The following is a 10378-nucleotide window of genomic DNA, read 5'->3' on the forward strand; positions in this document are numbered from 1 at the left end:
GCGGGGCTGCTTCACCGGCGGCCCCGTGCTTTTTTACGTCTGTCCACCGGACTCAGGAGCGGTCATGACCCCCATCCCCCCTGCGGGGTACTTCCCCCTGTACGGCCTGCGGCCAGGGGGAAGGGTCTGGCTTCACACGATGCAGCCAACAAGTTCCTCCCCATGCGAAGGGGAGGTGGCCCGCAGGGCCGGAGGGGTAGCCCTGTCGCGGCACAGGTCTCAACGGCGTAACATCAGACCAAAACAAAGCGCGGGGCCGCCGGTGAAGCCGCCCTGCGCTTCCTTCTTGTCAGCCTTCCAGCTCAGACCCGTTCGAGGGCGATGGCGGTGCCGCCGCCGGTGCCGTGGCAGATGGCGGCCAGCCCGGCGCCTTTGTCGTGCGTGTGGAGGGCGTGGACGAGCGTGGTGGTGATGCGGGCCCCTGTGCAGCCGATGGGGTGGCCCAAGGCGATGGCGCCCCCGTGCACGTTCAGCTTCTCGTAGGGCACACCGAGCATCCGGTGGAACAGGATGCTGTTGAGGGCAAACGCCTCATTGTTCTCGAAGAGGTCGAAATCGTCCACCGTGCGGCCGAGGCGGTCGAGCAGCTTGCGGACGGCCGGGACCGGAGCTTCGGGGAAGCGCCAGGGTTCGCCCGCGGCCCAGGCGCCGCCCAGGATGCGGGCCAGCGGCTTGAGCCCGAGCCGTTCGACGGCGGAGGCCGAGGCTACCACCAGCGCCGCAGCGCCATCGCTGATCTGGCTGCTGTTCCCCGCCGTCAGCACCCCGTCTTGCCTGAAGGCCGGGCGCAGCGCCGCCAGCGATTCCAGGGTCGTATCCGGCCGGATGCCCTCGTCGGCCTCGAGCATCTTTTCCTCCCGCCGGTCCCGGTAGGCAATGGGAACGATCTCGCGGGCAAAATGGCAGGCCGCGGTCGCTTCGGCGGCCCGCCGGTGCGACATCAGGGCGATCTCGTCGAGCGCCTCCCGCGTGACGCCGTGCTCGGCCGCCAGCCGTTCGGTCTGGTCGCCCATGGCCTCGCCGCTCATCGGGTCGCTCAGCCCGTCGCGAAAGAGGAGGTCGATGAGCCCCTCGGCCGGCCCCATCGCATACTTGTACCCCCAGCGCGCCTTCGAAGAGAGGTAGTATCCGGCCCCGGACATCGACTCGGTGCCGCCGGCCAGGATGAGATCGGCCTCACCCGCCTTGATCAGCGCCGCCGCGTTCATCACGCTCATCATGCCCGAGGAGCACACCATGTCCAGCGCGACGCCGTCCACCTCCTTCGGGATACCGGCCTTGAAGGCCGCCTGCCGCGGGATGAGTTGCCCGTGCCCGGCCCGGAGGATGTTGCCGAAAACGTACAGGTCGAGGGCCTTCCCCTCGATGCCGGCCCGTTCGAGGGCCGCCCGCATGACGTGGGCCGCCAGGTCGACCGGCGAGTGGTCCCTGAGCGCACCGCCGAACCGGCCGATGGGCGTGCGCACGGCGGAGATGATATAAACGTCCTGCATGGTGCTCTTGCCTGGGTTGGTGGCATGACGGATTTCGAAACCGGAAGCGCTTCTGGAAAGCGTCCCCGGCCGTGCTTTGAAGATAACGCCGGGGGCGGAAACGGGTTTGAGGCCGGGCGGGTCTTCACATCGCCTTGACGAACCGGCTTCCGGTTTGCCGGTACGGCGGGATAAAACGAACCCGCACGCGATGGACTCTTTCACCCAGTTTGCCCTTGGCGCAACCGTCGGCGAGCTTGCCGTGGGCCGCAAGCTCGGCAACCGGGCGCTCCTCTGGGGCGGCGCCCTCGGCACCCTGCCGGACCTGGACGTGCTCGTCAACCCGTTCGTCTCGGAAGTGCAGGAACTGGCCTTTCACCGTGGCCTTTCCCACTCGCTCTTCTTCTGCATCGCGGCAGCGCCCCTGCTCGGCTCCCTCCTGGCCCACCTGCATCGCAGCGACGGCGTGACCCGGCGCGAAGGCGTCCTCACCGTCTTTCTCGCCCTGAGCACCCACGTCGCGCTCGACCTCTGCACCACCTATCCCACCCAGCTCCTGCAACCCTTCAGCGATGCCACCTTCGCCCTCAGCGCGATCTTCATCATCGATCCGCTCTACACACTGCCCCTCGTGGCCGGGCTCGTGGCCGCGCTACGCCGGGAACGCACCGACCGGCGCCGGAGACGGGCCGTCCTCCGGGGCCTCGGGGTGTGCACGCTCTACCTGCTCCTGACCCTGGTCAACAAGCAGCACGTCTCCGGCGTGTTCGCGCGGGCCCTGGCCGCGCAGGGCCATACATACGAACGCCTGCACACGGCCCCCACACCGTTCAACAACCTGCTCTGGGTCGGCCTGGCCGACGACGGCGAAGGCTACCGGGTCGGCCTCTATTCCCTCCTCGACGAGGCGCCCCCCCGGGCGTTCCTTCGCCTGGAAAAGAACCAGGCCCTGCTCGCCCCCTTCCTCGACGACCCGCCGGTCCGGCGGCTGATCTGGTTCTCCGACGGCTACTATGCCGTCAGCCGGCGGGGGGACAGCCTGTTCTTCAGCGACCTGCGCTTTGCCCGCGACGACCTGTGGCTCACCGGCGAAGGGGCTTCCGTCTTCCGTTTCCTCCTCGAACGCGCGCCGGAGGATTCGACCCGCATCGCCGGTTTCCGGCGGCACCCGCCGGCGCTCCGCCCGGATGCCGCCCTGCTTCGATGCTTCGGGCGCCGGCTCCTCGGCGCGGTCATCCCTCCGGGCGGATGCGCCGCTGCCCGATCAGATGCAGCCGGATCAGGTTGAGCGCCGCCGTGCTCGCCAGCGCCTTGTTCGTGCGCCGGTCGTGGGCAAAGCGGTGCAGCGTGGCGTCCGTGCCGTGGGCACCGGCATACCCGACCCAGACGGTGCCGACCGGCTTCTCGGGCGTCCCGCCGGTGGGCCCCATGATGCCGGTGGTGGCCACGCCGACGTCGGTGCCCAGGCGCGTGCGAACGCCGGCGGCCATCTGCCGGGCCACGACCTCGCTGACTGCCCCGTGCTCGTCCAGCACCGCCGGATCGACCCCTAGGACCTCGATCTTGACCCGGTTGCTGTAGGCCACGATGCCGCCGGTGACGTAGCCCGAAGCCCCGCTGACGTTGGTGAGCCGGTGGCAGACGTACCCGCCCGTGCAGCTCTCCGCCACGGCCAGCGTCAGGCCTCGCTCCCGCAGCAGGGCCCCGACGACGCCTTCCAGCGTGTCGCCGTCCTCGCCGAAGAGGTAGGGGGCGATGCGTGCCCGCAGCACCGCTTCGAGTTGCTCGAGGCGGGCGCGGGCCGCCGGCTCGTCGGCGGCACGGGCCGTCAGGCGAAGCCGCACCCCGCTCGTGCCCGGCAGGTAGGCCAGGCGCAGGTCCGGGCCGAGCAGCGACACGGCGTCGCCGAGCTTTTCCTGGAGATGCGACTCCCCGATGCCGGTCGTCAGGAGGGTCTTGTGCAGGATGACACGCCGCCCGTCGAGGGCCCGGAGACGGGGCAGCACCTCGTGCTCCATGAGCACACGCATCTCGAAGGGCACCCCCGGCAACACCGCCAGCAGGCGCCGCCGCCCGCCGGCTTCCTCCGCATACCAGAGGCCGGGCGCCGTGCCGACCGGGTTGGGCAGCACCGTGAAGCCCTCCGGGATCAGCGCCTGCGCGCGGTTGCTCTCGGGCACCGTGCGCCCCCGCTGCACGAAGCGGTCGCAGATCTGCGCATAGACGGCCTCGTCGAAGACGAGGGGCACCCCGAAACAGGCGGCGACGGCCTGGCGGGTGACGTCGTCGTGGGTGGGCCCGAGCCCGCCGGTGACGATCACCAGCGTCGCGTGGCGGAACGCCTCGTCGAGGGCGGCACGGATGGCGTCCTCGTCGTCGCCCAGCGTGGTCATGCGCACCACCTCGATACCGGCCTGGTGGAGCTGCTCGCCGATCCAGGCTGCATTCGTGTTCACGACCTGCCCGATCAGCAACTCGTCGCCGACGGTGAGCACCTCCGCGTTCATCGGGCTGCACTCCACCGGTTCGACCACCGCTCGGGGTCCTGTCGCCAGGCTTCCAGCACCGCGACCGCCTCCGGGGCCAGCGCTCCCCGCGCCCGCGCCGTCGCCAGGAGCGTGTCGAAGTCGGTCAGCGTGAAGAGCGGCACCCCGGCCGCGGCGAAGGCGGCCTCGGCGGCCGGAAGACGATAGGAAAAGATGGCCAGCACGGCCAGCACGTCGGCCCCCACGGCCTGCAGGGCCTCGACCACCGCCACGGACGACCCGCCCGTCGAGACGAGGTCTTCGACGACCACGACGCGCTGCCCTGCCTCGATGCGTCCCTCCACCTGGTTGCCCCGCCCGTGTGCCTTGGGTTTGGCGCGGGCATAGGCCATCGGCAGATCGAGCCGCTCGGCGAGCCAGGCGGCGTGCGGGATGCCCGCCGTGGCCGTGCCGACGACGGCTTCCGGCGCCAGCCCCTGCGCCTGCAGCAACGTGTGGAACCCCTCGGCGATCCGCCGGCGCACCGGCGGGTAGGCCAGTGTCAGGCGGTTGTCGCAGTAGACGGGAGCCCGCAGCCCCGAGGCCCAGGTGAACGGGCGCTCCGGTGCCAGCACCACCGCCCCGATCTCGAGCAAGTCGCCCGCAATGCGGCGGGCCCATTCCGTCAGGGTATTCGTCATGAAAAACCGGGTTTGAAATCGAGCGGAACGCCTGCCCGGCCGGCGTTCACCCCGGGCCGGCCGGCGGCGCGGTCGTCATCTGGCGCAGATAGGGCAGGCCGGTCAGCACCGTGACCAGCACCACCAGCAGAAAAAGCCAGAAGGGCACGGGGGTCTGCAGGATGTCCCGTCCCAGGGCCCCGGGGCTCCCCCCCACCTTGGCCAGGACCAGCACGGAAAGCATGGCGATGATGAAGACGAGCTGAGCCGTCGTCTTCGCCTTGGCCACACGCAGCGTGCGCAGGGAACGCCCGTGGGCTTCGGCCCACGACCGCAGGCCGGTGACGAACAGGTCGCGGGCGGCGATGAGGGCCACCCCCCACCAGGGTACGACCTTCGGCACCAGCAGGGCCAGCCCAGCGAACGTGCCAAGCACGAGCACCTTGTCGGCCACCGGGTCGAGGAACTGCCCGAAACGCGAGCGCACCGCATACCGCCGGGCCAGCTTGCCGTCCAGGTAGTCCGAGACGGAAGCCAGAACGAAAAGGACGAGGGCCCACACCTGCCCCCACAGGGTGTTCGTCATCAACAGCACCAGCAGGACGGGCGTGATGAGAATCCGAATGATCGTGAGCGTGTTCGGAACGTACTTCATCGCAGGCAAGGGCTCTCCCGGAGCAAATATATGAATTGCTCCGATGCCGGTGTTCGAAGATCCGCTGCGTTTCGACGGGGTGCCGGCCCGGCAGCCTGCAATCTTTGCAGAGCCGTGCCGCCGCCTGCGTCGTTCTGACGGAAAGGCGGTCGCCGGTGCGGTCCCCGGCCGGGATGCGCTGTCATTGTGACCGGCCGCCCGGAACCGGCACTGTTCTTGAGCAAACACCGGAGCGTCACGCGGGCGACCCTTCCTTCAGGAGGTTTCGACCCGGCATGTGCGCGCGAGTTGACCACGAACGCAACGACCAACGACACAGACATATGGGCAAGATCATCGGTATCGACCTGGGTACGACGAACTCCGTGGTGGCCGTGATGGAGGGCGGCGAGCCCGTCGTGATCACGAACGCCGAAGGGTCGCGGACGACCCCCTCGGTCGTCGCCTTCAAGAAGGACGGCGAACGCCTCGTCGGTGCCCCGGCCAAACGCCAGGCCATCACCAACCCCAAAAACACCATCTTCTCGATCAAGCGCTTCATGGGGCGGCGCTACGACGAGGTCACCGAGGAGATCAAGACCGTACCCTACGAGGTCGTTCGGGGCGACAACGACACGGCGCGCGTCAAGATCGGCGACCGCGTCTACACGCCGCAGGAGATCTCGGCCATGATCCTGCAGAAGCTGAAGCAGACGGCCGAGGACTACCTGGGCGAAAAGGTCACCGAGGCGGTCATCACCGTGCCGGCGTACTTCAACGACGCCCAGCGCAAAGCCACCAAGGAAGCCGGCGAGATCGCCGGGCTGAAGGTGCGCCGCATCATCAACGAGCCGACCGCCGCCGCGCTGGCCTACGGCCTCGACAAGAAGAAGGAAGACGAAAAGATCGCCGTCTTCGACCTCGGCGGCGGCACGTACGACATCTCGATCCTCGAACTCGGCGACGGCGTCTTCGAGGTGAAGGCCACCAACGGCGACACCCACCTCGGCGGCGACGACTTCGACCAGCGCCTGATCGACTACATCGCCGACGAGTTCAAGAAGCAGGAAGGCATCGACCTGCGGCAGGACGCCATGGCGCTGCAGCGCCTGAAGGAGGCCGCCGAGAAAGCCAAGATCGAACTCTCGAGCTCGACGCAGACGACCATCAACCTGCCGTTCATCACGGCGACGCAGGAAGGGCCCAAGCACCTGACGATGGACATCACCCGGGCCAAGTTCGAACAACTCATCGACGACCTCATCGCCCGGACCATCCCGCCGATGGAGAAGGCCCTCAAAGATGCCGGCCTCTCGAAGAGCGACATCGACGAGGTCATCCTCGTCGGCGGCTCGACCCGCATCCCGAAGATCCAACAGGTGGTCGAGGAGTTCTTCGGCAAGAAGGCCAACAAGAGCGTCAACCCGGACGAGGTCGTCGCCATCGGTGCGGCCATCCAGGGCGGCGTGCTCTCGGGCGACGTCACCGACGTGCTGCTGCTGGACGTGACCCCGCTCTCGCTCGGCATCGAAACGCTCGGCGGCGTCATGACGGTGCTCATCCCGGCCAACACCACCATCCCGACACGCAAGAGCGAGATCTTCTCGACGGCGTCGGACAACCAGCCCTCGGTCGAGATCCACGTCCTGCAGGGGGAACGGGCCATGGCCGTGGACAACCGCACGATCGGGCGCTTCCACCTCGACGGCATCCCGCCGGCCCCCCGCGGCGTGCCCCAGATCGAGGTCACCTTCGACATCGACGCCAACGGCATCCTGAGCGTCTCGGCCAAGGATAAGGCCACCGGCAAGGAACAGTCGATCCGCATCGAAGCCTCCAGCGGGTTGACCGAGGCCGAGATCGAAAAGATGCGGGCCGACGCCAAAGCACACGCCGAGGAAGACCGCCGCAAACGCGAGGAAGCCGAAAAGCTCAACACGGCCGACACGCTCATCTTCACGACGGAGAAAAACCTCCGGGAGTACGGCGACAAGATCCCGGCCGACAAGCGGGCCCGGATCGAATCGGCCCTCGAACGGCTCAAGGAAGTGCACAAGAACCGCGACCTGAGCCAGATCGATTCGGCGTTGCAGCAGCTCAACGAGGCCTGGAGCGCCGCCAGCCAGGACCTCTACCAGGCCCAGCAGGCGGCCGCCTCGGAAGGCGCCTCGGCCGGTGACGGAGCCTCGGCCGGCAAAACCCAGGACAAGGAGGTCCGCGACGTCGACTACGAGGTCGTGGACGAAGAGGAGGACAAGAGTTAAGCCGGGCGCGGCTTAACCTTTCCACATAGATTTGACCCCGACCGCCCTGCCGCGGTCGGGGTTTCTTTTTTTCCGGCCTTCCGCCCCGTGTAGGATCCATGAAATGAACCGGGTGGACCGTCCCGATCCGGCCCGGGGTGGAACCCCCGCCCGCCTTGCTGCTTCAAAACGCCGGTCACCTGCCTTCACCCTTTTCGCCGATCCCCCTGCTTGCCATGGCCGGTACGATAGGTCACCTGTTGATCCTGACGGCGCTCGTTGCCTGTGCCCTTGCCGGGCTCGCCTTCCTGCAGGCCAACCGCTCCGCCGGCAGCCCGACCGAATGGCAACGCATCGGGCGGGGCGCCTGGATGGTGATGCTCCTCGCGGTGACGGCCGCGTTCGGGCTGCTGATCTACCTGAACGTCACCCACCAGTTCCAGTACGCCTACGTGCACCAGCACACCTCGCGGGGGCTGCCGTTGAAATACCTGGTCTCGGCTTCGTGGGCCGGCCAGGAAGGGTCTTTCCTGCTCTGGATCGTCCTGAACGCCCTGGTCGGAGCCGCCCTGATCCGGTGGGCGGACCGGGACTACGAAGCCCCGGTGATGACGGTCGTTGCGTTCTGCCAGGTCTTCCTGATCTCGATGATCGCCGGGCTCAGGATCGGCGCCGTCTCGATCGGCTCCTCTCCCTTCCTCACGCTGGCCGAAAAGTTCCCCGATGCGCCGATGCTCCAGGCGGGCCTCGTCCCCAGCGACGGGCAGGGGCTGAACGACCTCCTGCAAAACTACTGGATGGCGATCCATCCCCCGACGCTCTTCGTCGGCTTCGCCTCGATGATCGTCCCGTTTGCCTTCGCGGTGGCCGCGCTGTGGAAGCGGCGCTACACCGAGTGGGTCCGCCCGGCCCTGCCCTGGACCCTTTTCGCCGTGATGGCGCTCGGGGTCGGCATCGCGATGGGGGGCTACTGGGCCTATGAGACGCTCTCCTTCGGCGGCTACTGGGCCTGGGATCCGGTCGAGAACTCGTCGCTGGTACCGTGGCTCATCGGCGTGGCCGCCGTGCACACGATGATCATCCAGAAGAAAAGCGGGATCAGCCAGAAGGCATCGCTCTTCCTGAGCATCCTCGCCTACATGCTCGTCATCTACTCGACCTTCCTGACGCGGAGCGGCATCCTGGGCGACATCTCGGTCCATTCGTTCGTCGACCTGGGGCTCTACAACCAGCTCCTGCTCTGGATTCTGGCGATGGGGGTGGTCGGCTTCGGCCTGCTCGCCTACCGCTACCGGGAGCTGCCCCGCCCCCGGCAGGAGCCGGCCCTGCTCTCGCGCGAGTTCATGATCTTCTGCGGGGCGATGCTGCTCTGTGCGGTGGGTGCCGTCGTGCTCCTGGGCACGAGCACCCCCATCATCGGCCGCCTCTTCCGGGACAACCCGTCGACCGTGCCGCTGGCGTTCTACAACAAATGGACGCTGCCGCTCTCGATCCTGTTCGTGTTCCTGGCCGGGCTCGGGCAGCTTTTCTGGTGGCACAAGATGAGCGTGGAAAACGTCAACCGGGTGCTGCTGAAGCCGGTCGTGCTGTCGGTGGTGAGCACCGTCGCCGTGCTCGTGTTCACGCCGTTCGTGGAGCGGACGGCCGTCGAGGCCCCGGCGCCGGGAGGCGCCATGACCCAGGCCGGCCTCACGGGTTCGCTCGGCACGTTCTGGGCCAGCTACGGCACGGGGCTGTTGCTGTTGCTCCTTGTCTTTGTGGCCTTCTTTGCCCTCTACGGCAACGGGCTGGTGCTCTGGCGCATCGCGCGGGGCAACCCGCGCCTGGCCGGCGGCGCCTTCGCCCACGTCGGCCTGGCCGTCATGGTGCTTGGCATCGTGGCCTCCAGCGGGTTCAGCCGGGGCCTGGGCGTCGACCCGAACGGCATGGGACGCAAGAACTTCGTCGTCGAGCACGGGCAGACTGTGGCCGTCGACGGCTACCGCTTCACCTACCGGGGCACCGAGACGAACGCCGAGGGCCGCCCGGCCTACGTGCTCGACGTGGTGGACCCGCAGGGCCGGCGCTTCACCGTCCGGCCGGTGGTCTACAAGAGCAACAAGGAACAGTGGATCCAGCATCCGGACGTCCGCCTGGGAGCGTGGCAGGACCTGTTCGTGGCCGTCTCGCCGAGCCTCATGTTCGAGACGCAGCAGGCCCCGAACACGCTGACCCTCTCCCGCGGCGAAACGGCCCGCCTGGATGACGGCCGCCTCACCCTCCGCTTCGTCGACTTCGACCTGAACGCCGGACGGGCCTACCTGAACGATACGACGGCCATCGCCGTAGGGGCCACGCTCGAGATCACCGAGGCGGACGGCCGGATCCACACCCTCACGCCCGTCTACCTGGTTGCCCGGGACGGCGCCGTACGCCTGGTGCCCGCCCGCCTCGACGACGGGCGGCTGGAGGTCGCCTTCACCGGGATGGACGTGAGCACCGAGGCGATCACCCTCGCCGTCGAGGGAGCCACCGTCGCCCCCGAAGACTGGCTGGTGGTACAGGCCTACGAGAAGCCGTTCATCAACCTGGTATGGATGGGTATCCTCCTGCTCACCTTCGGCTTCGGCCTGTCTGCATACCGGCGGGCACAGGACCATCGCGCCCGCCGCCGGGAAACCGCCTAGCGCACCTCCTACGGCGGCTTTTTCTTCCGGCTGCGGGTATTTTCTGCCCCGCAGCGAAGCCCGGCAACCGGCACCCCGCCCCGAAACGGGACGCGCTCCGTGTCCGGAATCGGTTTTTTCAGGCGTTCGGGGGCCGCCCGATGCACCATTGGCCCGCCGCTTGCTTCACCGAGCCTGATTCGACCCGAACACCCCTGTGACTGGGCCGTCTCCGGCCA

General features: G+C 68.2%; 7 protein-coding genes. 3 read left to right on the top strand and 4 right to left on the bottom strand.

All coding sequences use genetic code 11. The features are described 5' to 3' along the window. Nucleotides 1-302: 302 nt before the first annotated feature. Entirely contained in the window at nucleotides 303-1493 is a 1191-nt protein-coding gene (locus GQ464_RS01180; protein WP_166977537.1) for a thiolase family protein, read from the bottom strand. A 190-nt stretch (nucleotides 1494-1683) separates the two neighbouring features. On the opposite strand from GQ464_RS01180, the gene GQ464_RS01185 reads away from it, so the two are divergent. Beyond that, nucleotides 1684-2760 (top strand): metal-dependent hydrolase, encoded by a 1077-nt coding sequence (locus GQ464_RS01185; protein ID WP_166977539.1) that lies wholly within the window; start codon nucleotides 1684-1686, stop codon nucleotides 2758-2760. On the opposite strand, the gene GQ464_RS01190 is transcribed toward GQ464_RS01185, so the two are convergent. The 3 genes from GQ464_RS01190 to pgsA are packed head-to-tail and all read right to left on the bottom strand — an operon-like array spanning nucleotide 2705 to nucleotide 5272. Next, nucleotides 2705-3979 (bottom strand): competence/damage-inducible protein A, encoded by a 1275-nt coding sequence (locus GQ464_RS01190; protein WP_166977603.1) that lies wholly within the window; start codon nucleotides 3977-3979, stop codon nucleotides 2705-2707. The two genes, GQ464_RS01185 and GQ464_RS01190, sit on opposite strands and share 56 nt — an antisense overlap. Beyond that, nucleotides 3976-4638 carry an orotate phosphoribosyltransferase gene (gene pyrE / locus GQ464_RS01195; protein ID WP_166977541.1) on the bottom strand — a complete coding sequence of 221 codons (663 nt, stop codon included), beginning with the start codon at nucleotides 4636-4638 and terminating at the stop codon, nucleotides 3976-3978. The genes GQ464_RS01190 and pyrE overlap by 4 nt, the downstream gene beginning before the upstream one ends. Nucleotides 4639-4684: 46 nt before the next feature. Then, nucleotides 4685-5272 carry a CDP-diacylglycerol--glycerol-3-phosphate 3-phosphatidyltransferase gene (gene pgsA, locus GQ464_RS01200; protein ID WP_166977543.1) on the bottom strand — a complete coding sequence of 196 codons (588 nt, stop codon included), beginning with the start codon at nucleotides 5270-5272 and terminating at the stop codon, nucleotides 4685-4687. A 323-nt stretch (nucleotides 5273-5595) separates the two neighbouring features. Here pgsA and dnaK point away from each other — a divergent pair, with 323 nt between their 5' ends. Next, a complete protein-coding gene (gene dnaK / locus GQ464_RS01205; RefSeq protein ID WP_166977545.1) occupies nucleotides 5596-7515 on the top strand; it encodes a molecular chaperone DnaK in 1920 nt (639 codons plus the stop codon). Nucleotides 7516-7730: 215 nt separating this feature from the next. Beyond that, a complete protein-coding gene (locus GQ464_RS01210) occupies nucleotides 7731-10160 on the top strand; it encodes a heme lyase CcmF/NrfE family subunit (protein WP_166977547.1) in 2430 nt (809 codons plus the stop codon). Nucleotides 10161-10378: the final 218 nt, after the last annotated feature.

It is taken from the genome of Rhodocaloribacter litoris (assembly GCF_011682235.2).
Classification (GTDB): Bacteria; Bacteroidota; Rhodothermia; order Rhodothermales; family ISCAR-4553; genus Rhodocaloribacter; species Rhodocaloribacter litoris.

Coding starts and splice junctions, on each gene's coding strand:
- pgsA (WP_166977543.1), bottom strand. CDS start 5,272: ATGAAGTACGTTCCGAACACGCTCACGATCATTCGGATTCTCATCACG.
- pyrE (WP_166977541.1), bottom strand. CDS start 4,638: ATGACGAATACCCTGACGGAATGGGCCCGCCGCATTGCGGGCGACTTG.
- GQ464_RS01185 (WP_166977539.1), top strand. CDS start 1,684: ATGGACTCTTTCACCCAGTTTGCCCTTGGCGCAACCGTCGGCGAGCTT.
- dnaK (WP_166977545.1), top strand. CDS start 5,596: ATGGGCAAGATCATCGGTATCGACCTGGGTACGACGAACTCCGTGGTG.
- GQ464_RS01190 (WP_166977603.1), bottom strand. CDS start 3,979: ATGAACGCGGAGGTGCTCACCGTCGGCGACGAGTTGCTGATCGGGCAG.
- GQ464_RS01180 (WP_166977537.1), bottom strand. CDS start 1,493: ATGCAGGACGTTTATATCATCTCCGCCGTGCGCACGCCCATCGGCCGG.
- GQ464_RS01210 (WP_166977547.1), top strand. CDS start 7,731: ATGGCCGGTACGATAGGTCACCTGTTGATCCTGACGGCGCTCGTTGCC.